Source organism: Bradyrhizobium prioriisuperbiae (assembly GCF_032397745.1).
In the GTDB taxonomy this organism is placed as follows: Bacteria; Pseudomonadota; Alphaproteobacteria; order Rhizobiales; family Xanthobacteraceae; genus Bradyrhizobium_A; species Bradyrhizobium_A prioriisuperbiae.
In genome coordinates this window covers 3,246,605-3,261,152 of record NZ_CP135921.1, presented here as the reverse complement: position 1 = coordinate 3,261,152, position 14,548 = coordinate 3,246,605, and the positions used below count along the sequence as shown (strand labels likewise).

Annotated in this window: 14 protein-coding genes; 7 read left to right on the top strand and 7 right to left on the bottom strand. The window is 63.7% G+C overall.

All coding sequences use genetic code 11. From position 1 onward, the window contains the following. Positions 1-24: 24 nt before the first annotated feature. The 5 genes from RS897_RS15305 to cysG are packed head-to-tail and all read right to left on the bottom strand — an operon-like array spanning position 25 to position 4,649. Positions 25-759 carry a phosphoadenylyl-sulfate reductase gene (locus RS897_RS15305; protein WP_315837363.1) on the bottom strand — a complete coding sequence of 245 codons (735 nt, stop codon included), beginning with the start codon at positions 757-759 and terminating at the stop codon, positions 25-27. Continuing rightward, on the bottom strand, positions 756-1,265 hold the full coding sequence (locus tag RS897_RS15300; RefSeq protein WP_315837362.1) for a DUF934 domain-containing protein: 510 nt from the start codon (positions 1,263-1,265) through the stop codon (positions 756-758). The genes RS897_RS15305 and RS897_RS15300 overlap by 4 nt, the downstream gene beginning before the upstream one ends. Beyond that, positions 1,252-2,904 carry a nitrite/sulfite reductase gene (locus tag RS897_RS15295; protein ID WP_315837361.1) on the bottom strand — a complete coding sequence of 551 codons (1,653 nt, stop codon included), beginning with the start codon at positions 2,902-2,904 and terminating at the stop codon, positions 1,252-1,254. The genes RS897_RS15300 and RS897_RS15295 overlap by 14 nt, the downstream gene beginning before the upstream one ends. A gap of 12 nt (positions 2,905-2,916) precedes the next feature. Beyond that, on the bottom strand, positions 2,917-3,231 hold the full coding sequence (locus tag RS897_RS15290; protein ID WP_315837360.1) for a DUF2849 domain-containing protein: 315 nt from the start codon (positions 3,229-3,231) through the stop codon (positions 2,917-2,919). After that, positions 3,228-4,649, bottom strand: coding sequence for a siroheme synthase CysG (cysG, locus tag RS897_RS15285; RefSeq protein WP_315837359.1), 1,422 nt, complete (start codon positions 4,647-4,649; stop codon positions 3,228-3,230). Before cysG ends, RS897_RS15290 begins: the two co-directional genes overlap by 4 nt. Positions 4,650-4,876: 227 nt before the next feature. Between cysG and cysD the strand changes: the two genes are divergently transcribed. From cysD to RS897_RS15250, 7 genes are all read left to right on the top strand, one after another. Beyond that, complete coding sequence (gene cysD / locus RS897_RS15280) at positions 4,877-5,671, top strand: sulfate adenylyltransferase subunit CysD (protein ID WP_315837358.1); 795 nt, start codon at positions 4,877-4,879, stop codon at positions 5,669-5,671. A 15-nt stretch (positions 5,672-5,686) separates the two neighbouring features. Then, entirely contained in the window at positions 5,687-7,603 is a 1,917-nt protein-coding gene (cysC, locus tag RS897_RS15275) for an adenylyl-sulfate kinase (protein WP_315837357.1), read from the top strand. A 54-nt stretch (positions 7,604-7,657) separates the two neighbouring features. After that, a complete protein-coding gene (gene cysP / locus RS897_RS15270) occupies positions 7,658-8,662 on the top strand; it encodes a thiosulfate ABC transporter substrate-binding protein CysP (protein WP_315837356.1) in 1,005 nt (334 codons plus the stop codon). A gap of 158 nt (positions 8,663-8,820) precedes the next feature. Further along, entirely contained in the window at positions 8,821-9,648 is an 828-nt protein-coding gene (gene cysT / locus RS897_RS15265) for a sulfate ABC transporter permease subunit CysT (RefSeq protein WP_315837355.1), read from the top strand. Continuing rightward, complete coding sequence (gene cysW, locus RS897_RS15260; RefSeq protein WP_315837354.1) at positions 9,648-10,532, top strand: sulfate ABC transporter permease subunit CysW; 885 nt, start codon at positions 9,648-9,650, stop codon at positions 10,530-10,532. Before cysT ends, cysW begins: the two co-directional genes overlap by 1 nt. Before the next feature lie 11 nt (positions 10,533-10,543). After that, the gene (locus RS897_RS15255; protein ID WP_315837353.1) at positions 10,544-10,993 is read left to right on the top strand and encodes a hypothetical protein; all 450 of its coding nucleotides are present in this window, start codon (positions 10,544-10,546) and stop codon (positions 10,991-10,993) included. Positions 10,994-11,290: 297 nt separating this feature from the next. Further along, positions 11,291-13,453, top strand: coding sequence for a malate synthase G (locus RS897_RS15250; protein WP_315837352.1), 2,163 nt, complete (start codon positions 11,291-11,293; stop codon positions 13,451-13,453). 74 nt (positions 13,454-13,527) lie between these two features. On the opposite strand, the gene RS897_RS15245 is transcribed toward RS897_RS15250, so the two are convergent. Next, entirely contained in the window at positions 13,528-14,118 is a 591-nt protein-coding gene (locus tag RS897_RS15245; RefSeq protein ID WP_315837351.1) for a DUF2865 domain-containing protein, read from the bottom strand. A 235-nt stretch (positions 14,119-14,353) separates the two neighbouring features. Beyond that, positions 14,354-14,512 (bottom strand): Thivi_2564 family membrane protein, encoded by a 159-nt coding sequence (locus tag RS897_RS15240; RefSeq protein WP_315837350.1) that lies wholly within the window; start codon positions 14,510-14,512, stop codon positions 14,354-14,356. Positions 14,513-14,548 lie beyond the last annotated feature (36 nt).

The following is a 14,548-nucleotide window of genomic DNA, read 5'->3' as shown; positions in this document are numbered from 1 at the left end:
TCATAACGATGTTGGATCAACATGCTATGAAGTCGCGACGGTATGAATGCCACATTCCGTCTTGTCGCGGCCACGCCAGCGGCCGGCACGGGCATCCTCGTCATCCTCGCTGCGGCTGGTGCAAGGCATACACCCGACCGAGCGGAATCCGGATGCGACAAGTGGATGCGGCGGCAGGTTCGCTGCCGTGAACACGGCCTCGAGTTCGTCCGGCGTCACGTTGGCGAGCGGATTGAATTTCAGGCGCGTGCCGTCGGTTTCCACCACCGGCAGGGTGGCACGCAAGCCGCCCTGAAAGCGCTTGCGCCCGTTGATCCAGCCGTCGAACGGCTGCAGCGCCCGCGCCAGCGGTTCGACCTTGCGGATCCGGCAGCACTCGTCAGGTTTGGAAAACCAGAGGTCGCGATCGGCATCCTGCCTGGCGAGATTGTCCTGCAGCGGATGGATGGTGCGCACGTCGCGCAGTCCCAACTGCCTGATCAGAGTATCACGGTAATCCAGGGTTTCCTGGAACAGCCAGCCGGTGTCGAGAAACACCACCGGAATGGCGGGATCGACGTCGGCAACGATTTTCAGCAGTACGGCGGATTCCGTGCCAAACGAGGACACCACGGCAAGCTTGTCACGCCCGACGACTTTCAGCGCCTGAGTCACGATCTCCGCCGGCGACGCATCGCCGAGCAGACGATCAAGCTCCGTTGCCGACGGCCGCACCGGCGGCGCGTCGTTTGCCACGGCGTCCTTCCGAACGGCGATCATGACCGCGCGGCCTCCGCCGGATGCGACAACCGCTGACGCGTCGCGGTTGCACGACCGTCTCCGGTCGGCTGATAGAACACCGAGTAGCGTTTCGCGACGTCGGCAAAAGCAGCCGCATCGCTGTCCTTCTTGACCTCGAAGGCATCAAAACCCGCACGCAGCATGAACACGAACTGGTCGCGCAGCACCTGGCCGATGGCCCGCAATTCACCGCGGAAGCCGAACCGTTCGCGCAGCAGACGTGCCTGTGAGTAACCACGACCATCGCGGAAGGTCGGGAACACCAGCGCGATTGCGGCCAGGCGATCGAGATAGGGCGCAAGTTCCGCGATCGGCTTGTTGTTGGGCCAGATCACGCCGACCTTGGCGTTGCGCTTCAGCACGCCGTCCGGATCAACCAAAAACCGCGCCGCCGGCAGCAGGACCGGGCCGTCGGGAATCGAATCCTCGTCGGCCACCCGCACGAATTCATCGGCAACGATAGTGGTGTTTTTAACGAGTGGCATAGACACGCTCCTTGAACGGCTCGACGCCGAGGCGCTTCACCGTATCGACAAACAGCTCGTCAGGCCGCGCGCGCAGCGCCAGATAGGCCTCGACGATATCCTCGATCACATCGGCAACTTCTGCATACTTCACCGCCGGTCCGATCAGCACACCAAGCTCCGCCTTCTCGTCGGCGCGGCCGCCGATGGTGATCTGGTAGACTTCCTCGCCGTTCTTCTCGACCCCGAGAATACCGATATGGCCGACATGGTGATGACCGCAGGCATTGATGCAGCCGGAGATATTGACATGCAGCCGGCCGATCATGCTGGCGAGGTCATGATCGGCAAATCGCCGCGTCAATTCCTGCGCGATCGGGATCGAGCGGGCGTTGGCCAGCGAGCAATAGTCCAATCCCGGACAGGCGATGATGTCGGTCACCAGATTGACGTTCGGGGTCGCGACGCCGATCTTGTCCAGCGCACGCCACAGCGCCGGCAAATCGCGCTTGGCGACATTGGGCAATGCCAGGTTCTGTTCATGGCCGACGCGCAGCTCGCCGAACGAATAGCGGTCGGAGAGATCGGCGATGGCGTCCATCTGCTCGGCGGTGGCGTCGCCCGGAGGGCCGCCAACCGGCTTCAGCGACAGCGTCACGATTGCATAGCCCGGCTCCTTGTGCGGAGCGACCGAGTTCTGCAGCCAGGCCTGGAAACGCGGGTCGTCAGCCTTCTTCAGCTCGTCCGGCGTATCGGACAGCTTTTCGTAGGCCGGATAGCTAAATCGCGAGCGGATGTCGTCGACCATTGCATCGTCGATCAGAAGCGCACTGTCGCGGATCTGCGCCCACTCGGTCTCGACGTCCCGGGCGAAGGCTTCGGCGCCGAGCTCGTGCACCAGGATCTTGATGCGTGCCTTGTAGATGTTGTCGCGACGACCGTACTGGTTGTAGACGCGCAGCACAGCCTCGACATAGCTGATAATGTCGCGGGCATGCACGAACGGCTTGATGATCTTGCCGATGAACGGCGTGCGGCCGAGGCCGCCGCCGACCAGCACCTCGAAGCCGAGTTCGCCCTTGTCGTTCCTGAGGATGCGCAGGCCGATATCGTGAACCTTGATCGCCGCGCGGTCGTGATCCGACGCGGTGATCGCGATCTTGAACTTGCGCGGCAGGAACGAGAATTCCGGATGCAGCGTGGTGTACTGGCGCAGCACCTCGGCCCACACCCGCGGGTCCTCGACTTCATCCGGCACCACGCCGGCCCACTGGTCGGTGGTGACGTTGCGCACGCAATTGCCGCTGGTCTGGATCGCGTGGATGCCGACCTCGGCGAGATCTTCCATCGCATCCGGCAGCTCTGCCAGCTTGATCCAGTTGTACTGGATGTTCTGCCGGGTGGTGAAGTGGCCGTAGCCACGATCGTACTTGCGCGCCACATGCGCCATCCGCCGCAGCTGTCGCGACGACAGCGTGCCGTAGGGAATGGCGACACGGAACATGTAGGCGTGCAGCTGCAGATAGACGCCGTTCATCAGGCGCAGCGACTTGAACTCGTCCTCGGTCAATTCGCCGGCAAGACGGCGCTGCACCTGATCGCGGAATTCGGAGACGCGCTCATTGAGGAAGGTGCGATCGATTTCGTCGTATGCGTACATGATCGAGAAGCCTTACGCGGAAACCAGGAGGTCGATGGTGACGCCGTCCTTGCGGATATGTTCACGCAGATTGCCCGGCGCAATCCTGCCGTCGCCGGAAACCTCGACCGGAGCGATGTAAGAGCCGATCGCCCCCACATCGTCGGCGATGGCTTCCGCCAGCAAAGCACGCGCTTCGTCCGCGGTGCGGACGATGGCGGCATCGGACAAGTCCGCCGACCAGCCATGGTCGGCCGTGCGATAGATCACGATGCCGTCGCTGGTGCGATTGGCGGTGACGATCGAGGGTCCGGCGATCTTGATTTTTTGTTGCAGCGGGGACGTCATTCGGCAGCGATCCCAAAATTGGAGAGAAGTTGTGCGAGGTTTTCATTGCGCCATGGCGCGGAGCGGGCGACCACGTCGCCGATCACGAGAATGGCGGGGCCCTTGTCGACCTGCGCGGCCAACGCGGGAAGATTGTCGAGACTACCGACCACGGCCTTGGCATCGGGGCGCGTCGCGCGCGCAAACACGCCGACGGGCGTCTGCGGCGAACGACCGGCCGCCAGCATTCCGGCGCGGATCGCCGGCGCCGCGGTCATGCCCATATAGACCACGACCGTCATTTTCGTATCGGTCAGCGCCGACCAGTCGACGGCCTCGGCATCGCGCACCTTGTGGGCGGTCAGGAAGGTGATGCGCAGGGCTTCGCGGCGGAATGTCAGCGGCACTTCGGATTCCGCAGCCGCGCCGAGACCCGCGGTAATGCCCGGGATCACCGCATACGGCACGCCGGCCTCGCGCAAAGCAGCGACTTCCTCGCCGCCGCGACCGAAGATAAAGGGATCGCCACCCTTCAGGCGCACCGCGCGCTGGCCCTTCTGAGCGGCCTCGATCAGCAGGCGGTTGACCGCATCCTGGCCGATGCCGGGCTTGCCGATGCGACGGCCGACCGACACCAGCGCCGCATCGCGCCGGGCACGATCGAGCACTTCAGCCGACACCAGGTCGTCATAGAAAATCACATCCGCATCCTGCAGCGCCCGCAGCGCCTTGATCGTCAACAGATCCGGATCGCCGGGGCCGGCGCCAACCAGCGTGACAAAACCGGACGCCTGCCGCGCGGCATAACGCGACGGATCGATGATGCTCTTGAGCGCGTGTTCGGCCTCATGCACACGTCCCGCCAGCACGGCGGCACCGATCGGCCCATCGACGATACTCTCCCAGAACCGACGGCGCAGCGGCATCTCAGAAATGCGATCGCGGATAAGCGTGCGCCAGCGTCCAATGAAAGTGGCGAGGTCGCCGATACGCGCCGGCAGCATCGCCTCGATGCGCTCGCGCACGCGGCGCGCCACCACCGGCGACGCACCGCCGGTGCCCACCGCGACCACGACATCGCCGCGATCGACGATCGCAGGGAAGATGAAGGTGGAATGATCGAGTTCGTCCATGACGTTGACCGGAATGCCCGCCGCGCGTGCACGCGCGGCCATGGCATGGCCGGTCGCGCCGGCGCCGGCGCAGATCACGGCAATGACTTGAGCCAGATCGGTGGTGAGCGGATCGGTTTCGGAGCGCTCGATGGTTGCGGTTGCGGCATCCGCTGAATTCAGATCATAGTGTCCGTCGATGGCGTGCCAGCGCACACGCGCGCCGGCGGCCCGCAGCAGGCGTAACTTGGCCTGCGCAAGCTCACCCGCGCCCACCAGAAAGATGGGCCCGGCCTGCAGATCGAGGAACACCGGTAGAAAGCGCATCGATACTCCGCTTCCCCACTGACGGGGTTGACTGGAATTATTTTCTATATATGTATCTGTTTAAGCCCGCAAAGAGAAAATTATTTCTTCTATGCTGCGATGCAATCCTAGAATTTCGTGCTCCAAACGCCCGGAGAAGGAGACAGTTTTTCTCTTGGCGTTTCCTGCGCGTTAGACCAGATGTAGCGCCGGCTAAGTAGCTCATCCACGAGAGTAAAGACACGACAATGGACCATCTCGACGAACTCGAGGCCCAGAGCATCTATATCTTCCGTGAGGCCTTCGCCCGGCTGAAGAAACTGGCTTTGCTGTGGTCGCTCGGCAAAGACTCCAATGTGATGATATGGCTGGCCCGCAAGGCGTTCTTCGGCAAGGTCCCGTTCCCCGCTCTCCATGTCGATACCGGAAAGAAGTTTCCGGAAATGTATGCGTTCCGCGACCATTATGGTTCGGAATGGGGGCTCGACCTGAAAATCGAACCCTGCCCGCCGATCGATGCAGTCGATCCGACGCTGCCGCCGGCTGCGCGCTCCGCCGCCCGCAAGACCGAAGGTCTGAAGATGGCGCTGGCGAAGTATGGCTTCGATGGCCTGATCGCCGGCATCCGCCGCGACGAAGAGGCGACCCGCGCCAAGGAGCGCGTGTTCTCGCCGCGCGGCACCGAAGGCGGATGGGACGTGCGCGATCAGCCACCGGAATTCTGGGACCAGTTCAACGCCTCGCCGCCGCAAGGCGCGCATTTGCGCGTGCACCCGATCCTGCACTGGACCGAGGCTGACATCTGGGCCTACACCCAGCGCGAAAACATTCCGATCATTCCGCTGTATCTGTCCCACAACGGCAAGCGTTATCGCTCGCTGGGCGACCAGGACATCACTTTCCCGGTGGCATCGCTGGCTTCCAATATCGACGAGATCCTGCGCGAACTCGCCAGCACCAAGGTGCCGGAACGCGCGGGACGCGCGCTGGACCACGAAACCGAAGATGCCTTCGAACGCCTGCGCGTCTCGGGCTACCTCTGATCAGACGGAATGAGCATGACCATCGCCGTTTCCAATCTCGTCGCTACCCCGGCTGCCGCCGCGGAGCGCCCGCAGGTCCGCATCGTCATTGTCGGCCATGTCGACCACGGCAAGTCCACTCTGGTCGGCCGGCTGCTGCATGAGACCGGCAGCCTGCCCGACGGCAAGCTGGAAATGCTGAAGGCCGTTAGCGCGCGGCGCGGCATGCCGTTCGAATGGTCGTTCCTGCTCGATGCGCTGCAGACCGAGCGCGACCAGGGCATCACCATCGACACCACCCAGATCCGCTTCCGCACCAACTCGCGCGACATCGTGCTGATCGACGCGCCGGGCCATGCGGAATTCCTGCGCAACATGATCACCGGCGCCTCGCAGGCCGATGCCGCGGTGCTGATCATCGACGCAGCCGAGGGCGTGCGCGACCAGACCCGGCGCCATGGCTATCTCTTGCATCTGCTCGGCGTCCGCCAGGTCGCCGTGGTCATTAACAAGATGGATCGGGTGGATTTCTCTCAGGCCCGTTTCGACGAAATCAGCACCGAGATCATCACGCATCTCACCGGCCTCGGCGTCACACCCACCGCCATCGTTCCGATCTCCGCCCGTGACGGCGACGGCGTCGCCGCGCGCACGCCGGCCATCGCATGGTATTCCGGCCCGACTGTGGTGGAGGCGCTCGATGCCCTGACGCCCGCGCGGCGGCTCGATGAACTGGCGCTGCGGCTGCCGATCCAGGCCATCTACAAGTTCGACGACCGGCGCATCGTCGCCGGCCGCATCGAATCCGGCACCCTGATTGCCGGCGAAGAAATCGTGATCATGCCGGCAGGCAAGATCGCCAAGATCAAGAGTGTCGAAAGCTGGCCGACCACGCCGCTGACCGATCGACAAGGCGCCGGGCGCTCGGTCGGCATCACGCTGGACCGCGAGCTGTTCCTGGAGCGCGGCGACATCATCGCCCACTCCTCGGAGACATTGCGCGACACCCGCCGGCTTCACGCCCGGGTGTTCTGGCTGCACGACCAGCCGCTGAAGGCAGGCGCCACCATTTTGGTGCGGCTCGGCACCAAGGAAACCCGCGCCACCGTCGTCGCCATCGAAAACGCCGTCGATCCCGGCGAACTGTCCAGTGTCGGCACCCACTCGATCGCCCGCAATCACGTCGGCGAGATCGACATCTCGCTGGCGCAGCCGATCGCGGCGGATCCCTATGCCGAGAACGCCCGCACCGGGCGACTGGTGATCGAAGTCAACGGCCGGATCGCCGGCGGCGGTCTGGTGCTCAGCGTCGACGCCGGACAGCGCGCCGTTCCCATCGATATCGTGCCGGTGGAATCCGCGCTGCGCCCGGACGAACGCTCGGCACGCTACAGCCATGCCGGCGCCGTGGTCTGGCTGACCGGCCTGCCCGGCTCGGGAAAGTCGACGCTCGCCCGCGCCCTGGAACGCAAGCTGTTCAGCCGCGGCGGCTCGCCGATCCTGCTCGACGGCGACACCATCCGCGCCGGCCTGAACAGCGATCTCGGCTTCTCGCCGCATGACCGCACCGAAAACATCCGTCGCCTGGCGGAGATCGCCACGCATCTCGCGCGCAACGGACACATCGCCATCGTCGCGGCGGTGTCGCCGTCGGCGGACGATCGTGCCCAGGCGCGGCGCATTGCCGACGATCTGTTCCACGAGATTTATGTGTCGACGCCGGCGGAGGTCTGCGAAAGCCGCGATCCCAAGGGACATTACGCCAAGGCGCGCGCCGGCAGCCTGCCGAGCTTCACCGGCATCGCGCGGGACTATCAGCCGCCGGCGAACGCCGAGCTCGTCATCGACACCACCGATCGCGCAATCGCGGATGCGGCCGACGACATCGAACAGTTGCTGACAAAGGCCGGCGTGCTGTTCGGCGAACTCTCGGATCTCGCCGCCAATATCTGACGCTGCTGTATTTTTGCCTTCGTTGCCGTTGCCTTCATTCCGGGGAGACTTGTCTTGCGCCGCCTTCTCATCGCCCTCACCGCCAGCCTGAGTCTGATCTCGGCGGCGAACGCCCAGACGCCGACCACACTGCTCAACGTCTCCTATGACATCGCGCGCGAGCTCTATGCCGAAGTCAATGTGGCCTTTGCCAAGCAGTGGAAGGCCAAGACTGGCCAGGACCTCACCATCAACCAGTCGCACAACGGCTCGTCGCGGCAGGCCCGCTCGATCCTGGAAGGGCTGGAGGCCGACGTCGTCACCTTCAACCAGGTGACGGACGTGCAGGTGCTGCATGACAAGGGCAAGCTGATCCCGGCGGACTGGCAGAAGCGGCTGCCCAACAATTCGTCGCCATATTATTCGCTGCCGGCGTTCCTGGTGCGTGCCGGCAACCCAAAGAACATTAGGGATTGGGACGACCTGGTGAAGCCCGGCGTCCAGGTGATCTTCCCGAACCCGAAGACCTCCGGCAATGCGCGCTACACTTATCTCGCCGCCTACGCGTTCGCGAAAGGCAAGTACGGCAGCGAGGAGAAGGCCGACGAGTTCGTCAAGAAACTGTTCGCCAACGTTCCGGTGTTCGACACCGGCGGACGCGCCGCCACCACCACCTTCGTGGAGCGCCAGACCGGCGACGTGCTGATTACCTTCGAAGCCGAGACCAACGGCATTCGCGACATTGCCGGCAAGGACAAGTATCAGGTGGTGGTGCCGCCACAGAGCCTGCTCGCGGAATTCCCGGTCACGGTGGTGGACAAGTACGCCGACAAGCACGGCACCCGCGCGCTGGCGACTGCCTATCTCGAATACCTCTATTCGCCGGAAGGCCAGACCATCCTTGCCAAGCAGTATAACCGCGTCAACGACAAGACCGTCGCAGCGCAGTTCAAGGATCGGTTCCCCGAGGTAAAGCTGGTGACGGTGGAAGAGGCTTTCGGTGGCTGGGACAAGATCAACACCGATCACCTGAATTCCGGCGCCAAGCTCGACCAGTTGTTCGGCGCCCGCCAGAACTAACTCACATTTTCTGGAACCGGCTTTTCCCGGCGCGGACGGTTTCCGCGCCGGGAAAAACGTTATATGACGACGGCTTGAGGATTATTCTCCGGCCAAGCCCGCTCGCACGCTTCTCCATGACCGCGCGCAGGCCTTCAATGTTCGGAAGGTAGAGAAACTTGCGACGCCGGGTGATTCCAGGTTTCGGGTTGGCGCTGGGCACGACCGTCCTCTATCTCGGGGCGATCGTGCTGCTGCCGTTGTGCGCGCTGCTGCTGAAGGCGTCGGGGATCGGACTGTCGGAGCTCTGGGGCATCCTGTCGTCGCCGCGCACGCTGGCGGCGATCCGCGTCACGCTGACGATGGCGTTTGCCGCGACCATCTTCAATGCGATCTATGGACTGCTGCTGGCGTGGGTGCTGGCGCGCTACGAATTTCCCGGCAAGCGGCTGCTCGATGCCCTGGTGGACGTGCCGTTCGCGCTGCCCACCGCGGTCGCGGGCCTCGCCCTCACGGCCCTGTTCGCCAAGAACGGCTGGTTCGGCAAGCCGCTGGAGGCGATCGGGATTTCGGTAGCCTATACGCCGCTCGGCATTGCAATTGCGATGGCCTTCACCAGCATTCCGTTTGTGGTGCGCACAGTGCAGCCGGTGATCGAGGATCTCGGCTCCGAAGTCGAAGAGGCCGGCCGCTCGCTCGGCGCCAGCGATTTCCAGATCCTGCGCAAGATCATTTTCCCGTCGATCTTCCCGGCTTTCCTCGCCGGCTGCTCGCTGTCGTTCGCCCGCAGCCTCGGCGAATTCGGCGCGGTCATCTTCATCGCCGGCAACCAGCCGATGCGCACCGAGATCGTGGCGCTGCTGACCTACATCCGGCTCGAGGAATACAATTATCAGGCCGCGGCGGCGATCGCGACCGTGATGCTGCTGATGGCGTTCATCATGCTGATCGTGATCAACGCGGTGCAATCCTGGCAACTGCGCGTCATCGGACGCGGAGACACCTGATGTCGGCGGAGCCTCTCGCACCCAATTCAAGCACGCGCGCCGCCTGGATGCATACGCCGGTCGGCGGGGCGCCGACACCACGGCGGATCGTGCTCACCATCGTCTTCATCATCACGGCGTTCTTCCTGGTCGCACCGCTGGTGCTGATCGTCGCCACCGGCCTGTCGTCCGGCCTCGGCGTGTTCTGGCGCAACCTGACCGAGCCGGCCACCGTGCATGCGGTGATGCTGACGCTGATGACGGCGCTGATCGTGGTGCCGATCAACATCCTGTTCGGCCTGGCCGCGGCCTGGACCGTCACCAAGTTCGAATTTCCGGGACGAACCTTCCTGATCGCGTTGATCGAACTGCCCTACTCGGTGTCGCCGATCGTTGCCGGCGTGGCTTATCTGTTCGTCTACGGCTCGCAGGGCCTGTTCGGCCCGCTGCTCGAGGCCTACGACATCAAGGTGATGTTCGCGCTGCCGGCGATTTTCCTGGCCAGCATGTTCGTCACCGCGCCGTTTGTCGCGCGTGAACTTATTCCGCTAATGCAGGTGCAGGGCACCGACGAGGAGGAAGCCGCGGTGACGCTTGGCGCCTCCGGCTTTGCCACGTTCTGGCGCGTGACACTGCCGAACGTCAAATGGGCCGTGGTCTATGGCGCCATTCTCTGCAATGCGCGCGTGATGGGCGAGTTCGGTGCGGTCTCCGTCGTCTCCGGCAACATCCGCGGGCAGACCACCACCCTGCCGCTGCAGATCGAATTGCTCTATCAGGACTACAATGTCGTCGGCGCCTTCACCGCCGCCACCGTGCTGACGGCGGTTGCGCTGCTGACCATCCTGATCAAGGTGGGACTGGAGCGGGTCGGCCGGGTGCCGCACGCCGGCCCCTCGCATTGATGAGCCGTGATGTGACCGACGCCAAAGCGGACTGCCAGTCTCTGATGAATTCCGTGCTGCCGTTTGCCGAGCAGACGCTGAGCCGTCACGGCGAATTCCTGCCATTTGGCGGCGCCAAGACAATCGATGGAGAGTTCATCTCAATAGCGGACGCCGACGACGGGCAAGAGCATCCGCCCTCGGGCGATCTCATCCGCCTGATCAAGGACGGCTTGCGGGAGGCCGCCGGCAAAGGCGAGGTCAGGGCCACAGCCCTGGTCTACGACGTGCGGACCATCGTGCCCTCGACCGGAGAGCCGTCCGACGCAATCGCGGTGTCGATGAACCATCGCGACGGATATTCCGTAACGGTCATGGTGCCCTACAAGATCGGCAACGGGACCATCGAATTCGGCCAGGCCTACGCCCAGACAGGCGAGGCGGACATCTTCCCGCCCGCGGCCACCGCGGGGACGGACTGAGGCCTCCATTATCCCGCATGACGGGAATCTGGTCCCGACGAAATGACGGTGGCAAGCCTCTTCTCTTTTCCCGGCCTTTGGCGCTAAAACCACGTTGCAACGCTGTTCGCACCTGCAAACAGCGCCTCGTCCCGCCTGCGCGTTGTCCGCCCAAAATGGCCCCTGGTCGACCGGCGAATATCGCACAAGCTATTGATTTGGAGTGTTTTTTCCCAAGGGGCCGGCATTTGCCGAAACCGCGGGGCGCTCCGAGGCCCAAGGCGGCAGCCCCGCCCCTGTTCCGTGAGATTGCAAAACATGACACGCATCGAAGCCAGTGGATTGAAGATCGACACAGTCCTTGCCGACTTCATCGCCAAGGAAGCCGCTCCCCAGACCGGGATCTCCGCCGACAGCTTTTGGGCCGGGCTTGCTGCGATCGTCCGCGACCTCGCGCCGCGCAACAAGGAGCTGCTGGCGTTTCGCGACAGCCTGCAAGCCAAGATCGACGACTGGCACCGCGCCAACAAGGGCAAGCCCTTCGATCTCAACGTCTACACGGCGTTCCTGAAGGAGATCGGCTACCTGCTGGACGAGCCGGCCACCCGCGAAGTCACCACAACCAATATCGACCCGGAAATCGGCCAGATCTGTGGGCCACAGCTGGTGGTGCCGCTGACCAACGCGCGCTATTCGCTCAACGCGGCGAACGCCCGCTGGGGCAGCCTGTACGACGCATTCTACGGCACCGACGCGATCCCGCATGATCCCAGCGAAGGCGGCAAGGGTTACAACAAGGCGCGCGGCGCCAAGGTGATCGCCAGGGCCAAGGCCTTCCTCGACCAGGCCGCGCCACTGGCCAGCGGCAGCCACAGCGAAGTGTCGTCCTACGCCATCGACAAGGGCGCGCTTGCGATCAAGCTGACCAATGGCACCACCACCGCGTTGAAGAACCCGAAGCAGTTCGCCGGCTATCACGGTGCCGCGGCATCGCCGGAAGCGATCCTGCTGGTCAACAACGGCCTGCACATCGACATCAACATCGACCGCAGCCACATCATCGGCAGGGATGACGCCGCGGGCGTGTCCGACGTGATCCTCGAATCCGCCGTCAGCACCATTCTCGACATGGAAGACAGCGTTGCCGCCGTCGACGCCGAGGACAAGGTACTGGTCTATCGCAACACTCTGGGCCTGATGAACGGCACGCTGTCCGCCGACTTCGAGAAGGGCGGCAAGACGCAAAAGCGCACGCTGAATGCCGACCGCGTCTACACTTCGCCCGATGGCAAGGAAGTCCGCTTGCATGGGCGCAGCCTGCTGCTGATGCGCAATGTCGGCCATCACATGTACACCGACGCGGTGCTCGACAGCACCGGCGCGGAAATCCCGGAAGGCTTCCTGGACGCCGCCGTCGCCGGCCTCTTGGCCGTGCACGACCTGAAGGGCCATTCGTCGACACGCAACAGCCGCGCCGGCTCGGTCTATATCGTCAAGCCGAAGATGCACGGCCCCGACGAGGTGGCGCTGACCTGCGAGCTGTTCGGCCGCGTCGAGCAGGTGCTGTCGCTGCCGAAGAACACGCTGAAGGTCGGCATCATGGACGAGGAGCGCCGCACCACGGTCAACCTGAAGGCCTGCATCCAGGTGGCCTCGGAGCGCGTGGTGTTCATCAACACCGGCTTCCTCGACCGCACCGGCGACGAGATCCACACCTCGATCGAAGCCGGCCCGATGATCCGCAAGAACGACATGAAGGCGCAGCCCTGGATCAAGGCCTATGAGGACTGGAACGTCGACAACGGCTTGATCGACGGCCTGCCCGGCCATGCCCAGATCGGCAAGGGCATGTGGGCGGCCCCCGACAAGATGGCCGACATGCTGGCGCAGAAGATCGGCCACCCGCAGGCCGGCGCGACCACGGCCTGGGTGCCGTCGCCGACGGCGGCGACCCTGCACGCCCTGCACTACCATCAGGTCGACGTGGCGAAGCGCCAGACCGAGATCAAGCAGGCCGTGCCGCGGGCCAAACTGTCCGACATCCTCACCATTCCGGTGTCGCAGTCGAACTGGGCCCCTGATGACGTCAAGCAGGAGATCGACAACAACTGCCAGGGCATCCTCGGCTATGTGGTCCGTTGGATCGATCAGGGCGTCGGCTGCTCCAAGGTGCCTGACATCCACGATGTCGGCCTGATGGAAGATCGCGCTACCCTGCGCATCTCCAGCCAGCATCTGGCCAACTGGCTGCACCAGGGCGTCGTCAGCAAGGACCAGGTGATGGAATCGCTGAAGCGGATGGCGGTGGTGGTCGACCGGCAGAACGCCGGCGATCCGCTCTACAAGCCGATGGCACCTGGCTTTGACGGCATCGCCTTCCAGGCGGCCTCCGACCTCGTCTTCAAGGGACGCGAGCAGCCCAATGGCTACACCGAGTTCATCCTGCATGCCCGCCGCAAGGAAGCGAAGGTGGCAGGCTGAACCCGTTGTCCTGATCTCATTAAAAAAGCCCCGGTTCGCGCCGGGGCTTTTTCGTGCCTCCACAGAACGGGCGACTATTGCGAAGCCACGACCGGCAGTCGCTCCGACTTGGCCCGCGCCGCCGACATCGGCCTGAACACAATGCCATGCCGCCGGCTGCCTTCGGCCACCACCAATCCCTTCGCCTCGGCAATGATATCGCCGGGACGGATCGTCTTGTCATCCTCGATGCGGATATGCGCCAGCCCGAACGCGCCGCCAACGTTGCAGGTGCAGTTCGCCACGAACTCATTGCGGTAGCGGAACGCGTTGGTGCTCTTGCTGTAGGACCTCCCCTCCCGGGTGGAGGCCGCATCGATGGTATCGCCGAAAAACACTTTGGTCTCAGTGGCCGGACACAGATTGCTGCAGGACTCGGCGCTGGACGATTTGCTGGCGGCCTGGAGCGGGAAGTATCGCCCATCACACGTGCGAACACAGAAGGCACGCTCAGCGCGGGGCGCGCGCGGCCTGACGGTGAGGCGGGTGCCGGGCACCGCCTCGACCGGCGCCGCGGGAGGTGCGAACAAGGAGGCGAAGAAATCCTGCGCACCCGCTTGCGGCACCGCGGCCATGCTCAGGCAGACTACAGACAGAACCAGGCGGATCGCCCGAAAGCCGTTCACGAAACACTCCATCCGCTCAAACCGCGGGCGTAATCTGCTGAAAATACATCGGGACGTTGTCGTACGGATGACAACGGTCTTATCGAACCACACGATAGCGCGTTTCACGTTAAAGCGCCGCCCGTATTTCAGGCAAATCGATTTAGTGATTGTTGTCGTTAAGGACCCGGGAGATGGTCTCCGGATCCTTGGCCTATCACCAGCGCTTCGACTTGAGGGCTCCGATTGACGGGCCTCAATACATCAGCGGCCGAAGCAGATTGAGCACGCCGATGATGATGACGATGACGCGGATGATCTGCTTGGCGCGACCGTCGATCGGCAACATGTTCACGAGATACAAAACCAGAATGACCACCAGGAAGGTGACCAGCGCGCTGATCAGCAATGACATGCAAACAACTCCAGGAAATAACCAAGGACGCGGCAT

Excerpts from the sequence above, each read along its gene's own strand:
- RS897_RS15305 (WP_315837363.1), bottom strand. The coding sequence starts at position 759 with ATGATCGCCGTTCGGAAGGACGCCGTGGCAAACGACGCGCCGCCGGTG.
- RS897_RS15300 (WP_315837362.1), bottom strand. The coding sequence starts at position 1,265 with ATGCCACTCGTTAAAAACACCACTATCGTTGCCGATGAATTCGTGCGG.
- RS897_RS15295 (WP_315837361.1), bottom strand. The coding sequence starts at position 2,904 with ATGTACGCATACGACGAAATCGATCGCACCTTCCTCAATGAGCGCGTC.
- RS897_RS15290 (WP_315837360.1), bottom strand. The coding sequence starts at position 3,231 with ATGACGTCCCCGCTGCAACAAAAAATCAAGATCGCCGGACCCTCGATC.
- cysG (WP_315837359.1), bottom strand. The coding sequence starts at position 4,649 with ATGCGCTTTCTACCGGTGTTCCTCGATCTGCAGGCCGGGCCCATCTTT.
- cysD (WP_315837358.1), top strand. The coding sequence starts at position 4,877 with ATGGACCATCTCGACGAACTCGAGGCCCAGAGCATCTATATCTTCCGT.
- cysC (WP_315837357.1), top strand. The coding sequence starts at position 5,687 with ATGACCATCGCCGTTTCCAATCTCGTCGCTACCCCGGCTGCCGCCGCG.
- cysW (WP_315837354.1), top strand. The coding sequence starts at position 9,648 with ATGTCGGCGGAGCCTCTCGCACCCAATTCAAGCACGCGCGCCGCCTGG.
- RS897_RS15250 (WP_315837352.1), top strand. The coding sequence starts at position 11,291 with ATGACACGCATCGAAGCCAGTGGATTGAAGATCGACACAGTCCTTGCC.
- RS897_RS15240 (WP_315837350.1), bottom strand. The coding sequence starts at position 14,512 with ATGTCATTGCTGATCAGCGCGCTGGTCACCTTCCTGGTGGTCATTCTG.